At 73.6% G+C, this 24,510-nt stretch carries 23 protein-coding genes; 10 read left to right on the top strand and 13 right to left on the bottom strand.

What is annotated here, in order from left to right; translation table 11 throughout:
* Nucleotides 1–110 precede the first annotated feature (110 nt).
* A complete protein-coding gene (locus ADK65_RS05115; RefSeq protein ID WP_053668581.1) occupies nucleotides 111–971 on the top strand; it encodes a class II fructose-bisphosphate aldolase in 861 nt (286 codons plus the stop codon).
* Here the strand turns inward: ADK65_RS05115 and ADK65_RS05120 are convergent.
* Complete coding sequence (locus ADK65_RS05120) at nucleotides 961–2,091, bottom strand: methyltransferase (protein ID WP_053668582.1); 1,131 nt, start codon at nucleotides 2,089–2,091, stop codon at nucleotides 961–963. The two genes, ADK65_RS05115 and ADK65_RS05120, sit on opposite strands and share 11 nt — an antisense overlap.
* Before the next feature lie 125 nt (nucleotides 2,092–2,216).
* Between ADK65_RS05120 and ADK65_RS05125 the strand changes: the two genes are divergently transcribed.
* The 4 genes from ADK65_RS05125 (at nucleotide 2,217) to ADK65_RS05140 (ending at nucleotide 5,662) form a co-directional block, all read left to right on the top strand.
* Complete coding sequence (locus tag ADK65_RS05125) at nucleotides 2,217–2,951, top strand: alpha-ketoglutarate-dependent dioxygenase AlkB family protein (protein ID WP_234352794.1); 735 nt, start codon at nucleotides 2,217–2,219, stop codon at nucleotides 2,949–2,951.
* Complete coding sequence (locus ADK65_RS05130) at nucleotides 2,948–4,195, top strand: ROK family protein (protein ID WP_053668583.1); 1,248 nt, start codon at nucleotides 2,948–2,950, stop codon at nucleotides 4,193–4,195. Before ADK65_RS05125 ends, ADK65_RS05130 begins: the two co-directional genes overlap by 4 nt.
* Nucleotides 4,196–4,336: 141 nt before the next feature.
* The gene (locus ADK65_RS05135; RefSeq protein ID WP_053668584.1) at nucleotides 4,337–5,227 is read left to right on the top strand and encodes an NAD(P)-dependent oxidoreductase; all 891 of its coding nucleotides are present in this window, start codon (nucleotides 4,337–4,339) and stop codon (nucleotides 5,225–5,227) included.
* A 12-nt stretch (nucleotides 5,228–5,239) separates the two neighbouring features.
* Nucleotides 5,240–5,662, top strand: coding sequence for a PPOX class F420-dependent oxidoreductase (locus ADK65_RS05140; RefSeq protein ID WP_053668585.1), 423 nt, complete (start codon nucleotides 5,240–5,242; stop codon nucleotides 5,660–5,662).
* Between the two features lie 6 nt (nucleotides 5,663–5,668).
* Here ADK65_RS05140 and ADK65_RS05145 read toward each other — a convergent pair whose 3' ends face one another.
* From ADK65_RS05145 to ADK65_RS05165, 5 genes are all read right to left on the bottom strand, one after another.
* A complete protein-coding gene (locus ADK65_RS05145; protein ID WP_053668586.1) occupies nucleotides 5,669–6,589 on the bottom strand; it encodes a phosphotriesterase family protein in 921 nt (306 codons plus the stop codon).
* A complete protein-coding gene (locus ADK65_RS05150; protein WP_053668587.1) occupies nucleotides 6,586–7,167 on the bottom strand; it encodes a DUF4865 family protein in 582 nt (193 codons plus the stop codon). The genes ADK65_RS05145 and ADK65_RS05150 overlap by 4 nt, the downstream gene beginning before the upstream one ends.
* A 10-nt stretch (nucleotides 7,168–7,177) precedes the next feature.
* On the bottom strand, nucleotides 7,178–7,741 hold the full coding sequence (locus ADK65_RS05155) for a TetR/AcrR family transcriptional regulator (protein WP_053668588.1): 564 nt from the start codon (nucleotides 7,739–7,741) through the stop codon (nucleotides 7,178–7,180).
* 308 nt (nucleotides 7,742–8,049) lie between these two features.
* Complete coding sequence (locus ADK65_RS05160; RefSeq protein ID WP_053668589.1) at nucleotides 8,050–8,592, bottom strand: ATP-binding protein; 543 nt, start codon at nucleotides 8,590–8,592, stop codon at nucleotides 8,050–8,052.
* A gap of 183 nt (nucleotides 8,593–8,775) precedes the next feature.
* On the bottom strand, nucleotides 8,776–9,099 hold the full coding sequence (locus ADK65_RS05165; protein ID WP_053668590.1) for a hypothetical protein: 324 nt from the start codon (nucleotides 9,097–9,099) through the stop codon (nucleotides 8,776–8,778).
* Between the two features lie 416 nt (nucleotides 9,100–9,515).
* Between ADK65_RS05165 and ADK65_RS05170 the strand changes: the two genes are divergently transcribed.
* Nucleotides 9,516–10,640, top strand: coding sequence for a PLP-dependent cysteine synthase family protein (locus tag ADK65_RS05170; RefSeq protein WP_053668591.1), 1,125 nt, complete (start codon nucleotides 9,516–9,518; stop codon nucleotides 10,638–10,640).
* Nucleotides 10,641–10,721: 81 nt separating this feature from the next.
* Here the strand turns inward: ADK65_RS05170 and ADK65_RS05175 are convergent, their stop codons facing one another.
* Nucleotides 10,722–11,552, bottom strand: coding sequence for a DeoR/GlpR family DNA-binding transcription regulator (locus tag ADK65_RS05175; protein WP_053668592.1), 831 nt, complete (start codon nucleotides 11,550–11,552; stop codon nucleotides 10,722–10,724).
* A 293-nt stretch (nucleotides 11,553–11,845) separates the two neighbouring features.
* Between ADK65_RS05175 and ADK65_RS05180 the strand changes: the two genes are divergently transcribed.
* Complete coding sequence (locus tag ADK65_RS05180; protein ID WP_053668593.1) at nucleotides 11,846–14,254, top strand: hypothetical protein; 2,409 nt, start codon at nucleotides 11,846–11,848, stop codon at nucleotides 14,252–14,254.
* Nucleotides 14,255–14,262: 8 nt separating this feature from the next.
* On the opposite strand, the gene ADK65_RS05185 is transcribed toward ADK65_RS05180, so the two are convergent.
* The 4 genes from ADK65_RS05185 to ADK65_RS05200 all read right to left on the bottom strand — a co-directional run bounded on the left by ADK65_RS05185 (nucleotide 14,263) and on the right by ADK65_RS05200 (nucleotide 19,005).
* The gene (locus tag ADK65_RS05185; RefSeq protein ID WP_053668594.1) at nucleotides 14,263–16,701 is read right to left on the bottom strand and encodes a right-handed parallel beta-helix repeat-containing protein; all 2,439 of its coding nucleotides are present in this window, start codon (nucleotides 16,699–16,701) and stop codon (nucleotides 14,263–14,265) included.
* A gap of 228 nt (nucleotides 16,702–16,929) precedes the next feature.
* Complete coding sequence (locus tag ADK65_RS05190) at nucleotides 16,930–17,535, bottom strand: hypothetical protein (protein ID WP_053668630.1); 606 nt, start codon at nucleotides 17,533–17,535, stop codon at nucleotides 16,930–16,932.
* A 164-nt stretch (nucleotides 17,536–17,699) separates the two neighbouring features.
* Nucleotides 17,700–18,527, bottom strand: coding sequence for an MOSC domain-containing protein (locus tag ADK65_RS05195; RefSeq protein WP_053668595.1), 828 nt, complete (start codon nucleotides 18,525–18,527; stop codon nucleotides 17,700–17,702).
* A gap of 43 nt (nucleotides 18,528–18,570) precedes the next feature.
* The gene (locus ADK65_RS05200) at nucleotides 18,571–19,005 is read right to left on the bottom strand and encodes a DUF6643 family protein (protein WP_053668596.1); all 435 of its coding nucleotides are present in this window, start codon (nucleotides 19,003–19,005) and stop codon (nucleotides 18,571–18,573) included.
* Between the two features lie 299 nt (nucleotides 19,006–19,304).
* Here ADK65_RS05200 and ADK65_RS05205 point away from each other — a divergent pair, with 299 nt between their 5' ends.
* Nucleotides 19,305–20,585, top strand: coding sequence for a TerD family protein (locus ADK65_RS05205; RefSeq protein ID WP_053668597.1), 1,281 nt, complete (start codon nucleotides 19,305–19,307; stop codon nucleotides 20,583–20,585).
* Nucleotides 20,586–20,600: 15 nt separating this feature from the next.
* On the opposite strand, the gene ADK65_RS05210 is transcribed toward ADK65_RS05205, so the two are convergent.
* Nucleotides 20,601–21,791: a glycosyltransferase gene (locus tag ADK65_RS05210; protein WP_053668598.1), complete on the bottom strand. Its 1,191-nt coding sequence runs from the start codon at nucleotides 21,789–21,791 to the stop codon at nucleotides 20,601–20,603.
* 39 nt (nucleotides 21,792–21,830) lie between these two features.
* Here ADK65_RS05210 and ADK65_RS05215 point away from each other — a divergent pair, with 39 nt between their 5' ends.
* Together ADK65_RS05215 and ADK65_RS05220 are read left to right on the top strand one after the other, a co-directional pair.
* Nucleotides 21,831–22,616, top strand: a complete 786-nt coding sequence (locus ADK65_RS05215; RefSeq protein WP_053668599.1) for a glutamate racemase — start codon at nucleotides 21,831–21,833, stop codon at nucleotides 22,614–22,616.
* 135 nt (nucleotides 22,617–22,751) lie between these two features.
* The gene (locus ADK65_RS05220; RefSeq protein ID WP_053668600.1) at nucleotides 22,752–23,306 is read left to right on the top strand and encodes a hypothetical protein; all 555 of its coding nucleotides are present in this window, start codon (nucleotides 22,752–22,754) and stop codon (nucleotides 23,304–23,306) included.
* 79 nt (nucleotides 23,307–23,385) lie between these two features.
* On the opposite strand, the gene ADK65_RS05225 is transcribed toward ADK65_RS05220, so the two are convergent.
* On the bottom strand, nucleotides 23,386–24,459 hold the full coding sequence (locus ADK65_RS05225) for an O-antigen ligase family protein (RefSeq protein ID WP_053668601.1): 1,074 nt from the start codon (nucleotides 24,457–24,459) through the stop codon (nucleotides 23,386–23,388).
* Between the last annotated feature and the right edge of the window lie 51 nt (nucleotides 24,460–24,510).

The raw sequence follows: 24,510 nt of genomic DNA on the forward strand, positions 1-24,510 counted from the left end.
GAGCCTGTCGTCCAGGCCACGCCGCGGGCGCTCGGCCCCGCACACGGGAGGCGACGACAGGCCGCAGCAGATGCCCCTCGACCCGACCCGGACAAGGCCCAGGAGAACCCGTGCCCCTCACCACCACCGGCGACCTCGTCACCCGTGCCGCGACGGCCGGTTCCGCCGTCGCCTCCTTCAACGTCATCACACTGGAGCACGTCGAGGCCGTCGTCGCGGGCGCCGAGTCGGTCCGCGCCCCCGTCGTCCTCCAGGTCAGCGAGAACGCGGTGAGGTTCCGCGGCGGACAACTGCTCCCGCTCGCCCGCGCTGCCGTCGTCGCGGCCGAACACGCCGCCGTTCCGGTCGCGTTGCACCTCGACCACGTACAGAGCGACGCCCTCCTGCACCAGGCCGCGGACGCCGGTTTCAGCTCCGTGATGTACGACGCGGCCCGGCTGCCCTACGCGGAGAACCTCGCGGCGACCCGGGCGGCGGTCGCCTGGGCACACGCCCAAGGGCTGTGGATCGAAGCCGAGTTGGGCCAGATCGGCGGCAAGAACGGCAGACCTCCGCTGGACGCGCACGCCCCCGGCGCACGCACCGACCCCGACGAGGCGCGGGCGTTCGTCGCCGACTCCGGGGTGGACGCCCTGGCCGTCGCCATCGGCAGCTCCCACGCCATGACCACCCGCACCGCGGCCCTCGACCACGCCCTGCTGAAACGCCTGTCGGCCGCACTGGACGTCCCGCTCGTCCTGCACGGCTCCTCCGGCGTCCCGGACGACGAGCTCACGGCGGCCGTGGCGGGCGGCATCACCAAGGTCAACATCGGTACGGCCCTGAACATCGCGCTGACCGGGGCGATCCGGGAGTTCCTCACCGAACGGCGCGAGGCGGTCGACCCGCGCGGCTACCTGACGCTCGCGCGGGAGGCGATGACACGAGCGGTGGCGAGAACCCTGGAGACCCTCGGCACCGCTACCGCTTGACGGCCTTCAGCACCACGAACTTGGGGTCACTCGCCACGAGCCGGCTGTTGCCGAACAGCTTCCGCAGCTTGACGTGGTACCCCAGGTGCCGGTTGCCGACCACCCACAGCTCCCCGCCCGGTCGCAGCGCGCGCCGCGCCCCCGTGAACATCCGCCAGGCCGTGGCGTCCGTCGTCGCCTGGTGGGAGTGGAACGGCGGGTTGTTCAGGACCAGATCGGCACTGCCGGACGGCACGCCCGCCAGCCCGTCCCCTACCCGGAACTCGGCCTGCCCCGGCACCCCGTTCGCCTTGTACGTCGCCTCCGCCGAGGCCACGGCCTGGAACGACTCGTCCACGAACAGCAGCTCGGCCCCCGGGTCGGCCAGCGCCACCGACGTACCCACCACCCCGTTGCCGCACCCCAGGTCCACCACCCGGCCACCCCGCCCGTCGGGCAGATGGCTGAGGAAGAACCGCGTCCCGATGTCGAGCCGGTCGGCGCAGAACACCCCCGCGTGGTTGACGACGGTCCCGTGCGCTGCGGGACCGATGCCGTCCGGCAGCGTGTAGACGTACGGCCACGGGTTGGCGGGCCGCTCCAGCGCGGGGTCCGGCGTGCAGAAGATCAGCCGGGCCTTTCTCTCGGCGAGGGAGGTGCGGGTCGGGCCGAGGATCCGCTCGAACATCCGCAGCGTCGACGTGTGGATCTCCTTCACCATGCCCGTGCCGACCACGACCGTCCCCGCGTGCACGGCCGGCGCCAGCCGCAGCAGCTGGTCCTCCAGCAGCGCCAGGCTCTTCGGCACCCGCACCAGCAGCACGTCGATCCGCTCCGGCGGCGGATCCTGCGTGGTGAGCAGCCGCACCGCACCCGGCTCCACCCCGGCCCGCGCGAGGTTGACGCGGGTCGCCTCCTGTGTGAGCCAGGAGTCGGTGATCTGCACCGGACGGTGCGCCGCGAGCGCCGTGACCAGCGCACCCCAGCGGTCCCCGAGCACCACGACCGAGCCGTCCAGCGGCACCCGCTCCGCGGCCAGGTGCCTCAGCAGGTACTCGTCCGAGGCGTCCCAGGCGCGCAGCCGGTCGCGCGGGTCCTCGGGGAAACGGGTCAGCGCCGGCTCGCCCCACGGCGTCGTCATACGGTCGTCCATCGTGCGACCAGGGTAGGGCCTGTCGTTCGGATCAGCTCGCAGACGCGGGGCCTGATCCGAACGACAGGCCCAGCCGAGCCGCAGCTCAGGGTGTGTCGGGCACCATGGAAGGCATGGACGCCGAGCTGTTCCCAAGGGCCCGTACGCAGGTCGCGCCCGGCGCCGTGCACCTGCCCGACTGGCTGGACGCGGAAGGCCAGTCGGCGCTGCTCGCCGCCTGCCGCGACTGGGCCCTGCCGCCCGCCGGGCTGCGCACGGTCCGCACTCCCGGCGGCGGCACCATGACCGCCCGGCAGGTCTGCCTCGGCTGGCACTGGTACCCGTACGCCTACGCCCGCACGGTCGCCGACGGGGACGGCGCCCCGGTGAAGCCGTTCCCGCCGTGGCTCGGCGAACTGGGCCGCCGGGCGGTCCGCGACACCCTCGGCGGACCCGGCCCGGACTACGACATCGCGTTGATCAACTTCTACGACGCCGACGCCCGGATGGGCATGCACCGCGACAGCGACGAGAAGTCGGACGCACCCGTGGTGTCGCTCAGCCTCGGCGACACCTGCGTCTTCCGCTTCGGCAACACCGCGACGCGCACCAGGCCCTACACCGACGTCGAGCTGCGCAGCGGTGACCTGTTCGTCTTCGGCGGCCCCTCCCGCCTCGCCTACCACGGGGTCCCCCGCATCCACCCCGGGACGGCACCGCCGGGGCTGGGGCTGACCGGGCGGCTCAACATCACGCTCCGCGTGAGCGGCCTCCAGCGCCCGCCGGACAGCGTCCCCGGGCGCACGGCCGGGCCCGGCGGGCATGCTCGGCCACCATCCCGGCGGATCATGGGAGACTCGCCCTCATGAGCGGGAAGGCGGACCCCCGGCACGCGGGGAACGGGAGCACTTCGAGGGCGCGGCTGGACCGGGGACGCGGAGCACTCGGGCCCGCGCTGGAGCTCGTCCACACCGGACGCGCGCCGACCCGGGCCGTGCTCACCGCCGAACTCGGGGTGACCCGCGCGACCGCCGGCGCGGTCGCCGTCGAGCTGGAGGCACTCGGGCTGATCCGGGTCGACGCCCGGCCCGGCGCCGCGGCCGGCTCCCAGGGCAGGCCCTCCCACCGACTGGCCGTCGCCGACGACGGCCCCGTCGCTCTGGCGGCGCAGGTGCACGCCGACGGGTTCCGGGCGGCGCTGGTCGGACTGGGCGGCCGGATCGTCGCCACCGCACCCGGCTGCGAGGTCGTCGACGCCGACCCGGCCAAGGTACTGGCCTCCGTCGTCACGGCCGGCGCCGAACTGCTGCGCACGACGGGACTGCGGTGTGTGGGAGCGGGCCTCGCCGTCCCCTCCGCCGTCGCCGAACCCGAGGGACTGGCGCTGAACCCGCTCCACCTGGCCTGGCCCGCGGGCGCGCCCGTGCGGGACATCTTCGCCGAGCAGGTGCGCGCCGCCGGCATCGACGGGCCCGCGTTCGCCGCGAACGACGTCAACCTCGCCGCGCTCGCCGAGCACCGGCACGGCGCCGGCCGAGGCGCCCGCGACCTGCTCTGTGTGGCCACCGGCCACCGCGGCGTCGGCGGCGCGCTCGTCCTCGACGGCCGCCTGCACCGGGGGAGTTCGGGCCTCGCGCTGGAGGTCGGGCACCTCACCGTGCACCCCGAGGGCCGCCCCTGCCACTGCGGCAGCCGCGGCTGCCTCGACGTGGAGACCGACCCGCTGGCCTTCCTCACGGAAGCCGGACGCGAACCGGGCCCCGAGGTGTCCCTGCTCCAGCAGTCCATCGACCTGATCCGCCACCACTACGACGACCCGGGCGTCCGCACCGCCGCCGAGGCCCTCATCGACCGCCTCGGCCTCGGCCTCGCCGGCCTGGTCAACATCCTCAATCCGGACCGGATCATCCTCGGAGGTCTGCACCGCACCCTTCTCGACGCCGACCCGGGCCGGCTGCGCGCGGTCGTGGCCGACCGGAGCCTGTGGGGCCAGAGCGGCGGTGTCCCCATCCTGCCCTGCACCCTCGACCACAACAGCCTGGTGGGTGCGGCGGAACTGGCCTGGCAGCCGGTCCTGGACGATCCGCTGGGTGCGCTCGCGCCGCAGACGTGAGCCGGCGCCGGGCGCCAGGCCGCGAGAGTGACCCCACCGGATCAGGCTTGCCCGCGCCGCTTCCGGGAAGGCGCGCCGCTGAGCGGGCAGGCTGGTCCGCAGGCAGTCCGCCCGCACCGCACCACCGAGGAAGTTGACGCAATGACCGACACTCTCACCGTGAGCGTCCTGGGCACCGGCATCATGGGCGCCGCGATGGCCCGCAATCTCGCCCGGGCCGGACACACCGTCCGCGTCTGGAACCGTACCCGGGCCAAGGCCGAGCCGCTGGCCGCCGAGGGCGTGGACATCGCCGACAGCCCCGCGCGGGCGGTCGAGAACGCCGATGTCGTCCTGACCATGCTCCACGACGGGCCCGCCGCCCTGGACACCCTGCGACAGGCCGCCCCGGCCCTGCGCCCGGGCATCGTCTGGGTGCAGTCGACCACCGCGGGCATCGAGGGGGTCGCCGTACTGGCCGCCCTCGCCCGCGAACACGGCCTTCTCTTCTACGACGCCCCCGTCCTGGGCACCCGTCAGCCCGCCGAGGCCGGGAAGCTGACCGTGCTCGCCGCCGGCCCCGCCGAGGGGCGCGAGCAGGTGACACCGGTCTTCGACGCCGTCGGCGCCCGGACCGTGTGGTGCGGCGAGGACGGGGCGTCGGCCGCTGCCACTCGCCTGAAACTGGTGGCCAACAGCTGGGTCCTGGCCGTCACCGCCGCCGCCGGCGAGGCCCTCGCCCTGTCCAAGGCCCTCGACGTCGACCCGCACGGCTTCCTCGACCTCGTCGCCGGCGGCCCCCTCGACATGGGCTATCTGCGCGCCAAGTCCGCCCTCGTCCTGGAGGACCGGCTCACGCCGCCCCAGTTCGCGGTGACCACCGCCGCCAAGGACGCCCGGCTGATCGTAGAGGCCGGAGCGCGGAACGGTGCCCGTCTGGACGTCGCCGAGGCGACAGCGGCCCGTATGGAGCGCGCCGCCGCCCAGGGGCATGCCGACGAGGACATGGTCGCGGCCTACTTCGCAAGCTTCGAAGAGAAGACCGGTTCCTAGGAGGTTCCTCCCATGTCCAAGCCGCCGCTGCCGCCCGAGGCCCAGGCCCTGCTGAGCAAGCCCAACCCGTGCGTGATGGCCACGCTGCGCTCCGACGGCGCGCCCGTGTCCACCGCCACCTGGTACGCGTGGAAGGACGGCCGTGTGCTGATCAACCTCGACGAGGGCCGGGTACGCCTCAAGCACCTGCGTCGCGACCCGCGCGTCACCCTCACCGTCCTCGCCGGGGAGGACTGGTACACCCACGTCACCCTCATCGGCCGCGTCACCGAGACGTACGCCGACGAGGACCTGGCCGACATCGACCTCCTCGCCCGGCACTACACCGGCAAGCCCTACCCGGACCGTGTCCGCCCCCGGGTCAGTGCCTGGATCGAGGTCGACCGCTGGCACGGCTGGGGCTCGATGAAGGACAGCGACCAGGCCGGCGGCTGAGGCCGGTCACCGCCCCGGGCGGCGCCACTCGGCCCCGAACGCCCGGCCCGGGTTCTCCGTGAGGATGCGTCGTACCAGTTCCTCGCCCACCGCGTGCGCGAGCCGGGGCCGCACGCGGCGCAGCAGGTACGGCATGCCGGGGCCGCCGTCCACCGAGCGGGCGGCGGCCGTCGTGGTGTCCGCGCCCAGCAGCAGCCGGTCGCCGAACCCACCGTCGGCCAAGGCCCGTACGGCGTCCGGCATCCGCCAGTCCGTGGCGTGGTGGGCGAGGGACGGCCCGTCGAAGGCCAGATAGCAGCCGTACTCCGCCGCCTGCCGGTGCACCACCAGGTCGGGGGAGCGGTTGAGGTGCCCGAGCACCACCCGGTGCGGCGGCACCCCCAACCGCCCGCACAGCAGGTCCAGTACGTCCAGTGCGCCGGTCCCCAGCTCCAGGTGCACGGCGATCGTCGCACCCGTGGCGTGGTGCGCCTCGGCCGCCGCCGCCATGGTCCAGCGGGCGTGCGCGTCCAGTGCGTGGAACCCGCCCGCGACCTTGACGAGCCCCGCCCGCACCCCCGACGTGCCGATGCCCTCGGCGAGTTCGGAGACGAAGACCTCGGCGAGCCGGTTCCGCAGCCCGGCGAGTGTGTCCTCGTCGTAGTGCACCGACTGATGCAGACCGGTCGCCGCGACCACGTGCACACCGGTCTCCCGCGACAGCGGCGGCAGATCGGCGACCCGCCGCCCGAGCCCGTACGGCGTCCACTGCACGACGGCCCCGCCGCCCTGCTCCCTGAACGCCGCCAGCTCCGCTCGCGCCGCCACGACGCTGCGCAGCTCCTGGCCGGGCAGCCGGGGACTGCCGAAGAACAGATGGTCGTGGGCGTCGCACACGCCCAGGTCCGCCGGGGACACGTCTCCCAGCACCGTGCGGACGGCGCTCACCACCGGCGTCCTCGGGGCAGCGAGTCACGGCCCGGCGCGGACAGGTGCAGTACCTCGAAGAGGTCACCCTCGGCCCCGGGCGGCGCATCCTGCTCCCAGAGTGAGAAGTGCACCAGCTCCCAGCGGCTCGTATCGACGGCTGCGGCGGCGAGCAGGGCACCGTCCTGCGCTGCCAACCGCCCGGCCTCGCCCACCGCGTCCTCCACGGCATCGGCCAACGGCTCTCCGACCGGCACCGGTTGACGCCTCCGCACCGCGAACCGCGCGTGCGAACCGTCCCCTTCCTCGTACGCGAGTCCCGTCCACTGCCGCGCCGACGGCCGTCCGAAGTCGTCACTCACCCCCTGGAACCCGCCGCCCCACAGGAAGGCGTTCATGCCGTCGACGGTGTTCCAGAGATAGAAGGGGGCGTACTGGTTGACCGGCGAACCGCGTAGCCCGCGCTCGCGCAGCAGGTAGGCCTTGAGGCCGAGCCCGTCCCAGTCGTCGAGCAGATGTCCCCGACGGGCGACGCGGTCGCGGATGATGCCCATGTCGTAGCGCGCGGGCAGGGTGAGCTCGTACTGCATGGCGTGCATGGAAGTCTCCTCAGGCGGACCGGGGTGCCAGCAGGGAGAGCAGTCCCCGGACCCCTGCATCGAAGGCGGCGGGGGAGCCGGAGGCGCGGGCGAGGACGTACCCGCCCTGGACGGTCGCGACGACCGCCGCCGCGATCTCCCGGGCGTCCATGCCAGGGGCGAACTGGCCCTGGGCCTTGCCCTCTTCGACGATTCCGGCGATCCGCCCGCGCAGCCAGTCCAGCGTCTCGTCGACCGGCGCGCGCAGCTCGGGGTTCGCGATGACGTCCGGGTCCATCGTCAGCCGGCCGACCGGGCAGCCCCGCAGCACGTCCCGCTCGCGCCGCAGGTACGCCTCGATGCGCTCATAGGGCGTGCCCGGGCCGTCGAGTACTCCCGCGGCGGTGGCGCGCATCTCCTCGGCGGTCCGCCGGATCGCGGCCAGGGCGAGATCGGGTTTGCCCTTGAAGTGGTGGTACATGCTGCCCTGCCCGGCGTCCGCGCGCTCCAGGATCGCCTTGGGGCTGGTGCCCACGTAGCCGCGCTCCCACAGCAGTTCACGGGTGGACTCGATCAGCCGTTCCGGGGTGCTCATGAGTCGTACTGTACATACCAGTAGTTACAGAAGTCGAGGGCGACGGCGAACTTCGGCGACGGTGGCGGGCCCGGCCCGTGGATCCTGCTCTTCCCGGTGATCCGCGCGCTGGTGATCGGCGGCGGCATCGCGCTGCAGCGCCCCGGCCGCGGCCACCCCGGCGCGCGGCACGCCCGCAACCGGGGCGTGCCGTCGCGACACGGTGGGGTGGCGCGCGGAGCCGTCACAGTGACGGTGGCGCGCGCAGCGGGAACGCACGTGACGGCGCACGCCCCCGGGGCGCGAGGGGGAGGCTGGTCACCGCCCGGTCAGCCGGCAACGGCGGACCGGGCGGGAGCATGATCGGGCCGGAGTCCGTCGGTGGGAGCCCCGACCTCGGCGAACCTGCGCGCGGGCTTCTCCTGGGCGCCGCGCCGGGTGCGGAGCGACGGCGCCGTCATCACCGGGGCGGATGTCGGCAGGGTGAACCACACGACCTTGCCGGACTCGCCGTCCGGCCGGACGCCCCAGCTCTCGCTCATGGCGGCGACCATGGCGAGACCGCGTCCGCAGGTCGCCATCGGTGCGATGTCGTGAGGGTCCTCCACCACGGGCATGCGGGGATCGCCGTCGCGCACCGAGACCATGAGCCGGTCCAGCAGCAGCTCTATCTCCACGGTGCACGTCTTGTCGGGCTGGGCATGCCGGTGGACGTTGGACAACAGCTCCGTCACGCCGAGCGAGGCCCGGTCGATCAGGGGATCCAGATGCCAGTAGCGCAGTTGCGCAGATACGATTCTGCGGACCTGGCCGATCCGCGACGGCAGGGCTTGGAGCTCCACCGTGCAGTGCCTGCTTGGGTAGCTGATCACGGCTGCGACTCCCCGACGTGAGGTCCGGAAGAACACGGGATTCGGATCCAGCAGGGCGCCTGCGTGACACTGCCGCCTGCTGTCGTGTCCGGCGGGCTGGTTCGCAGCGTTATCGCCGGTAAACCCAGAGTGACGTGAGACCAGAGTGACGCAGGGGGTGAGGTACCGCAACTCGCGGACATCTCAGTCGCCACGCCCCGCTGCCCTGCGCACGGCCTCGATGAAGCGCCGCGCGGCCGGCGGGCCCGGCTCTCCCGGTGCGGGATCGTTCTCGCCCAGGGTGAGCAGGTACCGCTTGCCGTTGAGATCCGCCGTGGCCCGGTCATCGGGGCCGAACCATGGCTTGGAGGCGCGCACGGCCTGCACCGGTGCGCTGTCGATCTCACTGCCGTAGCTGGTCAGGAGCTCGAGCCGGCCGTCGTTGATCCGGACCTGCCCGGCCCGGGTGAGAGCGCGCAGCCGCTTCCCGATCCGCACGCCCGTGGCCCTGAACTCCGGCTCTCCCATGCCACCCGCCCCCTTGGTGTGCGTCGGTGTACCGGTTCGCTCCGGGCGACGCCCGGTACGGGCTCGTGTCGGCTCGTGTCCTGTTCCAGTGTGCCCCGTCCGCAGGGGTGCTCCCCTCCGGTCGGCGCGTCGTATCCCTGCGGTCACCCCGTCCGGGGCCTTGGTCCCGCCGTGCAGTCTGCCCCCGCCCGGCGTCGAGCACCAGTGCCCGCGGCCCCCTCGCCGGGGGGCGCCCGCAGCACGCTCGCGGATGCGCCTCCGGGACCACGCGCCCCCTTGCCCCGGCTCTGCTCCTGGGGGCGCTTTGGGGGGCTCAAAGGTGCGTTTATGCAGGTGAGAAGCGCGTGCGCCAGCTGCTTATGATCGGAGGTGTCGGCCGCGCGACGCGTCGTCGGCGCGCAGCGTTAGGAGCCCCCGTGAGCACTTCTCAGCAGACCCGGACCGGCGTGACCCTCGACGTCGACCACAGCGACGCCGCCTACCGGACGTGGCTCAAGGAAGCCGTCCGCAGAGTCCAGGCCGACGCCAACCGCTCGGCAGACACCCATCTGCTCCAGTTCCCCCTGCCGGAGCGGTGGGGCATCGACCTGTACCTGAAGGACGAGTCGACCCACCCCACCGGCAGCCTCAAGCACCGTCTGGCCCGTTCCCTCTTCCTCTACGGCCTCTGCAACGGCTGGATCCGGCCGGACCGGCCCGTCATCGAGGCCTCCAGCGGCTCGACGGCCGTCTCCGAGGCGTACTTCGCGAAGCTGATCGGCGTGCCCTTCATCGCCGTCATGCCGCGCACGACGAGCGCCGAGAAGATCCGCCTCATCGAGTTCCACTCCGGCCGCTGTCACTTCGTGGACGACCCTCGCACGATGTACGCGGAGTCCGCCCGCCTCGCGGCCGAGACCGGCGGCCACTACATGGACCAGTTCACCTACGCCGAACGGGCCACGGACTGGCGCGGGAACAACAACATCGCCGAGTCCATCTTCCGCCAGCTGCGCCTGGAGCGGTTTCCCGAGCCGGCGTGGATCGTCGCCACGGCGGGCACCGGCGGCACCTCCGCGACCCTCGCGCGCTACGTCCACTACATGCAGTACGACACCCGCGTCTGCGTGGCCGACCCCGAGAACTCGTGCTTCTTCGAGGGCTGGACCACCGGCGATCCGGACGTCACCTGTGACTGCGGCTCCCGGATCGAGGGCATCGGCCGGCCCCGGATGGAACCGAGCTTCGTGCCCGGCGCGATCGACCGGATGATGAAGGTGCCCGACGCGGCCAGCGTCGCCGCCGTCCGGGCCCTGGAGCGCGCCATCGGCCGCAAGGCCGGCGGCTCGACCGGCACCGGGCTGTGGAGCGCGCTGAAGATCGTCGCCGAGATGGTGTCCGCCGGCCGGCAGGGCAGTGTCGTGACCCTGCTGTGCGACCCGGGGGACCGCTACCTCGACAAGTACTACTCGGATGCCTGGCTGGCCGCTCAGGGGCTGGACATCCAGCCGTACACGGCCGCCATCGACTCACTCCTGGAGACGGGCGTCTGGCCCGACTGAGCCCTGGCCCTCGGCCGCACGGCGGCCGGACCCCCGAGGGGAGCGGGTGACGCGCACTGCGCCACCCCGGCTGAAGAGCCGTCAGATGTCCTCGGCGTCCTCGGGCTCCCCGGCCACCACCAGCCGCCGCAGATGGTCCGCGACCACCCCGCGCGCCTCTTCCGGCAGGCCGGCGTCCGTCACGAGCGTGTCGACCCGCTCCAGCGCGGCGAACGAACTCAGGCCCACCTTGCCCCACTTGGTGTGGTCCGCGACCACGACCACGCGGCGGGCCGACTGCACGAGCCGCCGGTTCGTCTCGGCCTCCGCGAGGTTCGGCGTCGACAGCCCGGCCTCGACCGATATGCCGTGCACGCCGAGGAACAGCAGGTCGAAGTGGAGTGCCGCGATCGCCTGGTCGGCGACCGGCCCCACCAACGAGTCGGAGGGCGTGCGCACCCCGCCCGTCAGCACGACCGTGGCCGCGCCCTGCCTAGGGCCCGAGGTGCGCTGCGCCGCGTGGAACACATCCGCGACCCGCACCGAGTTGGTGACCACCGTGAGGTCCGGTACGTCCTGCAGCTGGTGCGCCAGCGCGAACGTCGTCGTACCGCCCGACAGGGCGATCGCCGCGCCCGGCGCGACCAGTTTGGCCGCGGCGCGTGCGATGTCCTCCTTGGCGGTGAGCTCCAGACCGGACTTCGCCTCGAAGCCCGGTTCGTGCGTACTCGCCTCGACCACCGGCACCGCGCCGCCGTGCACCTTCTCCAGCACGCCCTGGCGGGCGAGCGCGTCGAGGTCACGGCGGACCGTCATGTCCGACACGCCCAGCTTGCGGGTCAGCTCGTTGACCCGGACGCCGCCCCGGCGGCGGACCTCGTCGAGGATCAGGGATCGCCGCTGCTCCGCGAGGAGGTTCTGATTCTCGCTCACGTACGCTCCGGTCCTTTCGCCTCAATGCCGTCGACACGCCCCGCACATACCGGCCCCTACCAGGACATTCTTCCCGGCCGTGATGCGAGGACGCCCCATCCTCGCATGTCGGGGGGCGGACGGTGCCACCGACCGCTCGCCGCGCCCGTGCCACCCGCCCGCCCGTCTGCTCGCTCCGCTTCATCACAGATCGGTGAGATTCCGTGACAGGGGGTGTGCCGCGCCGCGGAAGGGGAGATCCTTGTGCCGGCACGGACAGAGCCGACGGCGTGTCACGGGGGAAGTGCGAATCAGTGGAACGCGCGCAGGAAGAGGCGTCGAACGGCGGACCGGACGGTCCCGCCACGCGGCGCGGCGAGGGCGGACCCGCCCTTGAGCTCCTGGTCCACGGCGTGGGCGGCACCACGCCGCAGGAGATGCTCAACGATCCGCGGACGGTGCGGATCACCGGCGACCACACCGCGGCCGTCTTCCGGCGCGCCGACGACGTCCACGCCGAGCACGGCTCCGGCGGGCGGCGCCGCGAGGGGCCGGTGCCCGAGGCCTACGTGTGGTGCAACCTCACCTCCGGCAACGGCACCCGCGCGCTGTGGCTGTTGCTGCTGCCGTTCATGGTCGTCAACCTGGCCCACTGGATGCGCCCCGCCGCCCATGGCCGCCGCCGGACCGTGCGGCTGTACGGCCTGCTGGTGCGACTCGCGGCGCTCACCCTGACCGTGCTGCTCGTCGCGGCCGCCTGCGAGGTCGCCCTCGACCTCGCGGCCTGGCAGTGCGCGGGCACCGCCGCGTGCGCCGACCGCCACTCCTGGCTGGGCTTCCTCTCACCCACCGTCTCGGACGGCGGCTGGTGGAGCGCCCCCGGGCGCCGTCTCGCCCTGGCCGCCGCCGCGCCCACCGCCCTGACCGTGCTGCTGTGGTACCTGTCCCGGCGCACCTGGAGCGACTACGAGTCCCAGCAGCCCATCGAGAGTGCCCCCGGGCCCGAAGCGGACGGCGGCCCCACGGCCCTCGGCCGTCCCGGGTTCTGGTACGGGCGCCGGCTGGTGGCCCGGCTGCGCGCCGCGCACACCGCCGCCGGTCTGATCACCGTCGCGGCCGCCGTCGGCAGCGCCGCCGCCCGCCACGACCGCCGCCCCGGCGGCCCCGCAGTGCTCGGCACCCTGGGGCTGCTCCTGGAAGCGTCCCTCGCCCTCTGTGCGGTCGCCGTGGTGTGGGTGGTGTGCCGCCGCGGCCGCAGCGAGAGACGGCTGGACCGGAAACTCGACGAGGGCTTCGTGCGGCGCCTGCCGCTCGCCGCGCTCGCGCTGCTCGCCCTCACCGTGGTGTACGCCGGGTGGGAGCGCCCGGGGTGGACGTCGGAGGGCCGGCTGCCGGGTGACACGACCTTCGGAGGGATCGCCCTGGTCCAGGGCCTGCTCGTGATCGTCCTCGGGATCGTCGCCCACGCCCTGCACCGCACCGACCCCGACCGCCGGGCGGTGCTGCGAGGCCTGGGCGGACCCGCGGTCGCGATGCTGGCCTGCGCGCTCGGCGGCGTGATGTCCGGCGGCGTCTCCCAGCGGGTGTCCGACTGGCTGGACGGCACCAGGGCGTCGATCGAGGGCCCGCCGGTGCTGCTGACCTGGCAGGCGTCCGTGATCCCGCCGCTGCTCGTCGTCCTGCTGGGGCTCTTCGGCTGGCTGGCCCATCGCGCCTGGCGGCTCGCCCGAGCCGAGCGCACCGCCGTGGCACTCGACTACCCGGACGAGCACCAGGACCGGGCCCGCACCCGCCGTATCGCCAACACCCGTGCGATGGCCTCGCTCACCGACCGGGGGCCCCGCGTCGTCGCCGTCACCTCCGGCATCACCCTGCTGCTCGGCGCCGGAGCCCTCGTGGGCGCCCTGGCCACCGACGAGACCCCGGGCGAGGCCGCCCAGGGCGCCCACCCCGTCGTCCACGGCGCCGCCGAGACCTCCCAGGCCCTCGGCTCCTGGCTGATCGGCCTCGGCTTCGTGCTCTTCGTCACCTGGGGCCGGCGCGCCTACAAGGACCCCGCGGCCCGCCGCACGATCGGCATCCTGTGGGACGTCGGCACCTTCTGGCCACGCGCCTCCCACCCCTTCGCCCCGCCCTGCTACGCCGAGCGCGCGGTGCCCGACCTGACCTGGCGGATGGCGACCTGGACCCGCGTCACCGGCGGGCGGCTGGTCATCTCCGGGCACTCGCAGGGCAGCGTCCTCGCAGCCGCCGCGGCCTGGCAACTCGCCCCGTCCGCCCGCAAACGCGTCGCGCTCCTGACCTACGGCTCCCCGCTGGAGCGCCTCTACGGCCGGTGGTTCCCGGCCCACTTCGGGCCCGCCGCACTCGGCTCCCTGCACCGGGACGTCGACTGCTGGCGCAACCTCTACCGGCTCACCGACCCCATCGGCGGCCCGATGCGCCTGCCGGGCGATCGCGGTACCCAGGTCGACCACGCCCCACTCATGGACCCCCTCGCCTACGGCCGCACCGATCTGCTGCCGTTGCCGGCGCCGATTCTCGGCCACTCCGACTACCAGGCGGACCCGGTGTTCGCCGAGGAACGCCGCGCCCTGCTCGCCCGGCTGCGGCCCGAGGCGCCCTCGGAGCTCCCGGCAACGCCTGCGGAGCCTGCGGGGGGCCGCTCGGAGCATCCGGAGGTGCCGTCGCCACGCCGCCGGCCCGAGCCGCCCGGCGCCTAGGCGGATCGTCAGAGCAGCTCGGGCAGATCCTCGGCGAACAGCAGCGTCAGGTCGTCCTTGTTCGGCTCCGGGAGCTGGGCGACCCGGCTCGCGTGCCGCTCGACCATCGCCTCGAACGTCTGCCGTGCGGTACGGCCGTTGCCGAACGCCGGGCCTTTGGGGAGCACCGTGAAGTACTTCCGCAGGGCCTCCGCAGCGCCCGGCGCGAGCCGGTACTCGTGCTCGTCGGCCTGCTGCTCCACGATCCGCAGCAAATCCTCGGGGCCGTAGTCGCTGAAGGTGATGGTCCGTGAGAAGCGGGACGCCACGCCCGGGTTGACGGACAGGAAGCGCTCCATCTCGGCCGTGTAGCCCGCGACGATCACGACGACCGCGTCCCGGTGGTCCTCCATCAGCTTCACCAGCGTGTCGATGGCCTCCTTGCCGAAGTCACGGCCCGCGTCCTCCGGGGACAGCGCGTACGCCTCGTCGATGAACAGCACGCCGCCGCGCGCCTTCTCGAATGCCTCCTGGGTGCGGATCGCCGTCGAGCCGATGTGCTCGCCGACCAGGTCGACCCGGGACACCTCCACGAGGTGGCCCTTCTCCAGCACGCCGAGGGAGGCGAGGATCTCGCCGTAGAGCCGGGCGACCGTCGTCTTGCCGGTGCCGGGGGAGCCGGTGAAGACCAGATGCCGCTTGACCGAGGCCGCCTTCAGACCGGCCTGCTGACGGCGCCGGCCTACCTCGATCATGTCGGTCAGTGCCCGCACCTCCCGCTTGACGCTCTCCAGGCCCACCAGCGCGTCCAGTTCACCGAGGACGTCCTTGGAGGTCCGGGCCGGCTGCTCGGGCTCGGCGACCGGCGTCGGGGGCGCCTGCTCGGTGCGCGGTCCCGGGACCCCGCCCAGCAGGCCGGGGGAGTGGTTCACCGTCTGCACGGCCGTCTCCCGCGCCGCAGGCGCCCGCAGCCCCGCGCTCTCGTCGCTCGTGCAGTCCTCGACGAGCGGGCCCGCCGCGCCGGAGGCCCCGTCGGCCCCGCTGTCCGCGAACTCGTACCCCCCGCGCGCGCACCGCTCCGTGCGGCACTTCCGCAGCGTCGTACGGCTGCCGTCGATGACGTGGAAGCCGTAGCCGCCGCTGCCCGTCACCCGGCAGTTGAGGAAGCTTCCCCGGCCGCCGGCCGAGACATAGACACCGGCCTCCGCGGGGGAGTCGATCGTGCAGCGCTCCACGGTCGGGTCCGCGCCCTTGGTGACGATGACGCCGGTCTGGGTGCCGTCGACCGTGCAGCCGTTGAGTGTGCCGCCGCTGCCGTGGTCGCGGAACCAGGCGCCCGTCGCCGCCTCCCTGATCCTGCAGTCGTCGAGCTGCGCGGTCGCCCCGTCGCTCACCGACACGGCCGTGTTGCGCACCTGCGACAGGTCGGTGTCGACGACGTCCGCACGGGAACCGCGGTCCAGGACGAACAGGGCGTCCGGCACGTCGTGCACCCGGCAGGAGTCCAGTACGGCGGTGGCGCCGTCGCTGACCCACACCGCCGGGTAGTCGCCCGTGCTGTCGAAGATCTCGCACTGGTTGGCGTCCACCCGGGTGCCCGGGTCCCACACCGACAGGCCGTTGCGCCCGAACTGCCGCACCGTGGTGCGGGTCAGGGTGAGAACGGAACGGGAACGCAGGTCGACCGCGTTCTCCGGGATGTCGTGGATACGGCAGTCGGCGAGGGTCAGCACCGCGTCGGTGTCGAGCGTGACGCCGTCGGACGTCGTGCGGTGCACATCGCAGTCGGTGAGGTGCGCGGTGGCCCGGCCGGTGATCTGCACACCGCTGCCCCTCACTTCGTACACCTCGCAGCCGACGGCCTCCAGCGCCGAGTTCTCCCCGGTCGCCGACAGGCCCGAGCCCGAGGTGTGGTGCACCCGGCAGCGCTCCAGACGCGGGTGGGCGCCGCCGCGCACCGCCACCCCCGCCTGGCCGGCCGCGACGATCTCGCACTCCTCGAAGACCCCGCCCGCGCCGTCGACCACGGCGATGCCGATGCCCGCAGGGTTGTCGACCGCGCAGCGCCGCACCGTGGGCCGGGCGCTGCCACGCACCTCGATCCCGGCCGCGGACCGCGTCACGACCCGCACGTCCCGCAGCTCCGGGGTGCCCTCCTCCACCAGCACGGCGGGGGCGGCCGCGTCCTGGCCCTCCACGTGCAGGTCCTGCACCACGGCCGAGGCACGTACGGTCAGCGGCACGCCGTCCACGGGCGCGATCCGCACCGAGCCGGGGGAGCCCTCGGGACCACGCAGGGTCACCGCGCGCTGCAGGACGAGGTTCTCCCGGTAGGTGCCGGGCGCGACGGTGAGGACGTCTCCGTCGGCCGCGGCCTCCAGGGCGGCGGCGAGCGATGCGTACTCACCCGTGCGGCGCCGCCACCGCGACGTGCCGGTGTGCGTCACCTGGACCGTGCCCTGTGCCATGGTGTAGCCGTGCCCCCACCTCGGTCGTACTGATGGCTCGTCCGCCGTCGGGACGTTCCGGCCGGGGTCGCGACCGCGACCGAGCCCGGCCCTCGGGGCCTGGGCGCGCACGCGGCGTCGACACCGGCGCGTCCCTGAGGCTCGCTCGCGCGCGGGTTGTGCCGAACGGTTCGGCCGGACCACCGTAGCGTGCGCGCGGGTGGTGGGTTGACCAGAGCGGGAAGGCCGTCAGCTGCCGGTGCCCGTCCTGCCCCAGTCGGGGCCCGCCCGGTCCCATGCCTGGTCCCAACGGGCGTACCGGCGGCGGGCCATGCGCCAGACGATCAGCCGTCTGCCGCCCTCGATGAGACCGGCCGTCGCCAGGGCCGCGCCGAAGCCGGCGAGGACCGCGTGCGTCGAGGCGGTCGCGGAGTCGAGCGGGCGGGGCACCATCCGGCCGTGCCGGTCGGTCCATATCCGGAACGTGTCGCCCTGCTGCGGGTCCTTGAGGCTCGCCAGGGCGGGGCCCTGGTGCGCGGTGCCGTCCGGCGCGGTCCAGTCGGCGAGGACGCGGTTGCGCAGATCCCGGCCCGACGAGGTCTCGGGGTCGGAGTCCAGCGGGGAGCGGTCCAGCTTGCGGACCACTGTGGCGGTCACCGGATGCCGCGCCTCGTGCTGGGCCCGCACCGAGCGCTGCAGCGCGTCCTGAGCCGACCCCCCGACGAGTGAGCCGGCCACCGGCGAGACCAGCAGGATCAGCAGCAGGGAGGCCAGCGCCACCCATGCCTCGGCCAGGTCGGTCGCGCGGCAGAGTGGATTGCGCCGCCAGCGCCAGAGTCCGCTGATCGCTCGCACCGCCTGCACCCCCTTCCCGCTCCGTGATACTCCCCGGCGGAGCCGTCCACGCACGGACCCGGCGAAGAGAGAGCGACATCACCTCTCCGCAGGGCCTCTCACGAAACTCTCACACAAGCCCGAACGCCCGGGCCGGCGGCACGGTTCCCGCTCCGCTCGAAGAGCTATTCGAGAATCGTGAGCGGGTCCCCGACCCGGATCGTGCCGCGGGACAGCGGCACGAGGTTCTGGCCGAAGACCAGCTTGCCGTCGAGCCGGCGGTGCGATCCCAGGCTGAACAGGGGCTCGTGGCCCCGCTCGCCGGTGTCCTGGTCCGTGGTGGTCACCACGCACCGGCCGCAGGTCTTGGCCACGCGGAACGGCACGTCCCCGATGGCCAGGCGCGACCAGCCGTCCTCGGCCCACGCCGGGGTCCCCGTCACGACCACGTTCGGCCGGAAGCGGTTCATGGGCAGCGGGCCCTCGCCCGCGTGCTCGCCCTGTGCGATCAGGGAGTTGAGGGCGTCGAGAGAGGCGGTCGTGGTGAGCAGCAGCGGAAAGCCGTCGGCGAAGGAGACGGTCTCACCGGCCCGCGCGTACTCCGGGTCGATGGGCCTGCGCGTGGCCGGATCGTCCAGGTGCACAAGGCGCACCCCGATGCCGAGGTGGGAACTGCACCAGGTGTGTACGGCCTCGTCCTCGGCCGGGACCGCCTCGACCTTGTCGCGGAAGATCTCCACCGGCACGGTGGCCGAGGGCCGGGGTACGGGCACGGTCAGCGGCGGCATGCCCGGCGCGGACAGGCGCAGGCCGCCGCCGGGCAGCAGCTCGGCGGCGACGAGCGCGAGTCGTGGCTGCCGGCGTTGCGTGACGACCTTTCCCCCGTGGTCGATCAGCACCCAACGCCGGTCTCCGGCCAGCCCCCAGGGCTCCACGTCGGCCTGCCGGGGCGAAAGGCCCCGGGCCGCCTTGACCGGATGGACGTGAATCGAGTGCAGGTGAGCGTTCCCCATGGGGCCATCGTGCCAGTCGGCACGGGCAGCCCCGGGGTCCGGCTCAGTACCCGCGGTACTGCTGGCTGTTGTACGGGTCCTGGTAGGGAGCCGGGGCCGGCCGGGGAGCCGCGGGGCGCATCGCCTCGTAGCCCGCGGGGGCCGCCGGACGCGGCTGCTGCGGCTGGGGGCCGGGGTAGCCACGCGGAGCGGTGGCCTGCTGCGGGATGTACGCGGCGGGCGCCTGCTGCAGCGGGGCGGGCTGCTGCGCCTGCGGATAGCCGTAGGCGGGCTGGGAGGGGGCTGCCGGAAGAGCGGGCAGCGCCGACGGGAGGGCGGGCAGGTTGCCGCCCGGCATCGGCATGTCGTACTGGGCGGGGACCCGGATCGGGGCGATCTGCGGGGTACCCCGCTCGGCGACGAGCCTGTCGTAGATCGGGGTGTCCGGGAAGGAGGCGGAGTAGTAGCCGCCGCCATAGGTGGAGCGGGGGGAGGTCATGCCACATAAGTTAAGCCAACGATGTGCTCGTTGGGGAGACCGATAAGAGGGTTGTTTTCCGTGTCCGCGGTGACCCGGGATCCCCAATGCGAGCGAACTCGCCAAAAAGGGGCGGCGAACGAGGTCTTGATCGTGTAAAGGCCGAGTTCCGGGCGGGTTACCGGCGGTCGGACGCCGGCCCCCGCGGGGGCCGGACGAGGGACTTCGCCGGCGCGAGCGATTAGGTTGTGCGCACGAAACGCGAAGGACGGCCGGGACGGGCCTGGGCGCGGCGACACGCAATGGGGGCGGACATGCAAATGCTGAAAGGTTCAAATACTCAGGTGCCGACAGCCGCGTTGCGGGTGGAATTGGGATGGCGGGCGGGAGCGGGCGTGCCCGACGCCGACGCCTCCGCTCTGCTGCTGGTGAGCGGGAAGGTCCGCTCGGACGCGGACTTCGTCTTCTACAACCAGCCCGCCCACTCCTCCGGCGCGATCAGGCACGAGGGCAAACGCACCGCCGACGGCCGGGTGACCGACACGCTCCTCCTCGACCTCGCGCGGGTGGAACCCGCCATCGACACCGTCGTCCTCGCCGCCTCGGCCGACGGCGGCACGTTCGGACAGGTCCCCGGCCTCTACATCGAAGTCCAGGACGCCGCCCAGGGCACCCCGGTGGCCCGTTTCGACAACCCGGGCGCCACGACCGAAACCGCTTACGTCCTGGGCGAGTTCTACCGTCGCCAGGGCGCCTGGAAGTTCCGCGCCGTGGGCCAGGGCTACAGCAGCGGCCTCGAAGGGCTGGCCACGGACTACGGCATCACGGTGGACGATCCGCAGCAGACGGCACAGGCCCCCGCCCCGGCGCCTCCCACCACCACGCCCTCCGCCGCGTACCCGCCCGCGCCCATGGCGCAGCCCTCCGTCGCTCCGCCCCCGCCCGCCGAACCGCCCGCGCCCGTCCGCCTCACCAAAGTGACGCTCACCAAGGCGGCCCCGTCCGTCTCCCTCACCAAGCAGGGCGGCACCTCCGGAGCGCTGCACGTCAACCTCAACTGGGAGGTGCGCAAACAGTTCTCGGGCTGGAGCGGCAAGCTCGGGCGCCCGACCGCGATGCACTCCGACCTCGACCTCGACCTGTGCGCGCTGTACGAACTCACCGACGGCAGCAAGGGCGTCGTTCAGGCCCTCGGCAACAGCTTCGGAGCGCTGCACCGGCCGCCGTACATCCACCTCGACGGGGACGACCGCACCGGCGCCGTGTCGAGCGGCGAGAACCTCACCGTCAACCTCGACCACAAGAACGCCTTCCGGCGCGTCCTCGTCTTCGTCACCATCTACGAAGGCGCCCGCTCCTTCGCCGATCTGCACGCCTCGGTCACGCTCCGGCCGGAGCACGGTGCGCCGATCGAGTTCTCCCTCGACGAGTGCACGGTTCCCTCGCTCGTGTGCGCGCTCGCCCTGATCACCAACACCGGAGGTGATCTGGTCGTCCAGCGCGAGGCGCGCTACCTGGTGCCCGAGCGCGGGGTGAGCCCGCAGCGGACCGTCGACCACGCCTACGGCTGGGGCATGAACTGGACCCCTGGCCGGAAATGACTCCTCTGGCGGACGTCAGCCCTCGTCGGGCAGGGCGTCCGGGCGCGCGTAGGTGCGGCCCTTCCAGGCCGCGCCCCGTCCCCGGTAGTGCTGAACTGCCGAGTCGATGGTCATGAGGAGATAGAGGAACGCCGTGAACGGCAGCAGCGGAGCCAGCGACAGCGGCTGCCGGTAGTAGCGGAGCATCGGGACGTACGTCCCCGCCATGACGAGCCAGGCGGCACCGCCGAGGAGCGCAGCGGACGTCCTGCCGGCGGCGAGGCCGGCCAGGACCGCCACGGGTGGGACCAGATACACCAGCGCCAGCCCGGCGGCCGTCCCGGCCAGCAGCAGGGGGTTGTGCCGCAGCTGGGCGTACGCGCTGCGCGACACCATGCGCCACAGGTCGTGCAGACGCGGATAAGGCCGCACGCTGTCCACCCGCTCGGCGAGCCCGAGCCAGACGCGGCCGCCGCCGCGCTTGACGGCCCGGGCGAGCGCCACGTCGTCGATCACGGCGTGCCGGATCGCGTCCGGGATCCGGGCCCGCTCCGCGGTCTCGGCCCGCAGCAGGACACAGCCCCCGGCCGCGGCCGCCGTCCGGCCCGCCGCGGCGATCCGGCGGAAGGGGTAGAGCTGCGCGAAGAAGTAGACGAACGCCGGCACTACGAGCCGTTCCCACACGCTCTCCACCCGCAGCCGGGCCATCTGGGAGACGACGTCGTATCCACCGCAACGGGCCGCCGCCACGAGCTCCCGCAGACTGTCCGGGGCGTGCGCGATGTCGGCGTCCGTCAGGAGGAGGTACTCGGGACCACGCGCGCGTGCCAGCCCGATACCGTGGCGCACCGCCCACAGCTTGCCGGTCCAGCCCGCCGGAGGCTCACCCGGCGAGCCCACCGTCAGAGGCAGCCCGCCGTGCCGGCGGGCCAGCTCACGCGCCAGATCACCGGTGCCGTCCGAGCTGCCGTCGTCGACGAGGAAGACCTCTGCCCGTCCCGGATAGTCCTGAAGGAGCAGTGACGGCAGTGCGACGGGCAGCACGGTCGCCTCATCGCGGGCGGGGACGACGACACACACCGACGGCCACACCTCCGGCTCCGTACGCGACGGCAGTCGCACATCGGTGCGCCAGAAGAAGCCCTGACAGAGCAGCAGCCACAACCAGGCGAGGAGTGATCCAGCGGCAGTCCACACAACGGCGCTCACGGGCGCAGTCTGCCCCACGCCCGCTGCCCCGGACGGCTCATCGTCTATCGTGATCGGGTGAAGATCGCGCTCATGGACTCCGGAATCGGTCTGCTGGCGGCCACGGCCGCGGTACGACGGCTGCGCCCCGACGCCGATCTCGTGCTCTCCCTCGACCCCGACGGCATGCCGTGGGGCCCGCGCACCGTCGAGGACCTGACCGAGCGTGCTCTGGCCGTCGCCGAAGCCGCCGCGGAGCGCCGCCCCGAGGCCCTGATCGTCGGCTGCAACACGGCGACCGTGCACGCGCTGACCGCCCTGCGTGCCCGCCTCGAACCGGAGCTTCCGGTCATCGGTACCGTCCCCGCGATCAAACCGGCCGCGGCCGGCGGCGGCCACCTCGCCATCTGGGCCACCCCGGCCACCACGGGCAGCCCCTACCAGCAGAACCTGATCAGCGAATTCGCCGGTGGTGTGCCCGTCACCGAGGTGCCCTGCTGGGGCCTCGCCGAGGCCGTGGAACACGCGGACGAGGCGGCGATCGACGCGGCCGTGGCCGCGGCCGCCGCCCTCACCCCGGACGAGGTGACCACCGTCGTCCTCGGCTGCACCCACTACGAGCTGGTCGCCGAGCGCATCAGGGCCGCCGTGCAGCGCCCCGGCCGCCCGCCCCTCGTGCTGCACGGCTCCGCCGGAGCCGTGGCGGCCCAGGCCCTGCGCCGGCTCGGCCGGCAGCCCGCTCCGGGAGCAGCCCCGCACGGCACGCTCACCGTGCTGCTCAGCGGACGCGAGGGCACGCTGCCCGCGCCCGCCCTGGCCTACGCCGAAGGGCGTCTGCTGCAGGCGGCCTCCCCCGCCCGCTGACCGGGAGTCCGGTCACCGGCGGTCACCGGCGGTCACCGGCGGTCACCGGCGATCCGGATCGGTGTGACCCCCGCCCGGCGCAGTCACGCTCCGCCACGAGGTCCCAACGGAGCGAAATCCGATTACCCTCAAAGCATGAGGGACCACCGCCACGGCGAGAACGCCCCCCACCCGCACACCGACGTCTGGACCGGCCGTGCCACGAACCGGGTGCAGTGGCTGCTGGCGCTCGTGGGCGCCGCATGCATGGCACTCGGCATCGAGCTGGCCGTCGACTCGGCGTGGACATCCGGCGTCGCCCCCCTGGTCATGGCCGTCGTCGGGTGCATCGCCGCCGGGCTGCTGGTCCTCTTCGGAACGCTCGCCTTCGTGCACGTCGCCCTGCGGGTCGACGAGGAGCACCTCGAGGTGCGCTGCGGCCACATCGGTGTGCCCCGCCGCCGTATCCCGCTGTCGAGCGTGGCCGGCGCCACGTACATCTCCCACGTCACCCCCCGTCACTGGGGCGGCTGGGGCTACCGGTGGCGGCCGGAGAAGGGCACCGCGGTGGTCGTACGACGCGGCGAGGGCGTCGAGCTCGAACTGTGGGACGGACACACCTTCACGATCACCGTGGACGACGCGGAGGCCGCCGTGCGGGTGATCGAGGCCCGCCTGCGGCCCACCAAGCCGGGCGCTCCCGCGCACTGACCCGCGGGACGGCACCCGTCACCTGCTGTGATCACCGGATGGTGCCGCCCACGTCCCCGTACGCCGGCTGCCCGCCCGGTCACCACGCAGCGGCGCGACCCGCTCCACGCGTCCGGCCCCGCCCCGTACGGCTCGACGATTCGTCGGCGAGGGGGCGCGCCGTGGCCATGCCCGCCAGCAGGCCCGCTCCGACGGTCACCGCCGTGAAGCTCAGCGCGTTGCCGACGGCGGCGATCGCGGCGAGCGCCGTCAGGGCGGCGCCCGCGGTGAGCGCCACCGGGGCCGGGCGCGGACCGCGCCACAGGGCGTACAGGACCCAGCCGAACACGGCCGCGAGCAGGGCCACGCCGACGATCCCCTGTTCCGCCGCCTGCTGCAGAGGCGCCGAATGGGGCTTGTCGTCGGACAGCAGGGACTGGGCGGACGTCGTGCTCAGCTCCCCGAAGCGGCCCGGCCCGGCCCCCAGCAGGGTGTCGTCGCCCAGCAGATGCCATGCGTCCTGCCACAGCCGCACGCGGTGCGGCGTGAGCCGCCCCTCCAGAGCCGCGGCGAAGCCGCCCGGTACGGCCCGCGCGGCAACCGCCCAGACCAGAGCGGTGACCAGGACGGCGACGGCGGCCAGTGCGGCCGTACCGGCGCCGGGGCGACGGATGCGGCCTGCGGCCAGCGAGCACAGCAGTACCGCGAGACAGGCCGCGAAGCCGCTGGCCGAACCGAGCACGGCCGCCAGCACCGCCGTCCCGGTGGCCAGCAGACGCAGCGCGAACCGGGCGGACCGTACCGGCGTGGACCAGGCCGCGCAGCACGCGGCACCGACCGACAGGGTCAGTACGGCGGCGGTGGCCCCCGCATGCCCCAGGGGTGCGGTGATCTGCGGGCCCGGCGCGAGGTGGGGGACGGCCACCGTCAGCGCGATACCGGCCAGTGCCCCGGCGAAGGGCGCGCCGACCGGCAGCAGTGCCCCGCCGATCCGTCCGGCGGCGTACCCGGCGGCCACGGCCAGCACCGCCAGGAGCACCCCTTCGGGCCTGCCGTCGTGCACGGCCGCCGTGACCAGGGACCAGGTGGCGCAGGCGCCGAGCACCACGACACCGGCCGTGTCGGAAACGATTCGTCTCTCGCCGTCCGCGTCCGGTCCGGACACGGACGTCATCCCGCTGGAACCCCCCCCGCCCGCCCCCCGGCGCACCGTCGCCCCCGACTC

Source organism: Streptomyces sp. NRRL B-1140 (genome assembly GCF_001280065.1).
GTDB lineage: Bacteria > Actinomycetota > Actinomycetes > Streptomycetales > Streptomycetaceae > Streptomyces.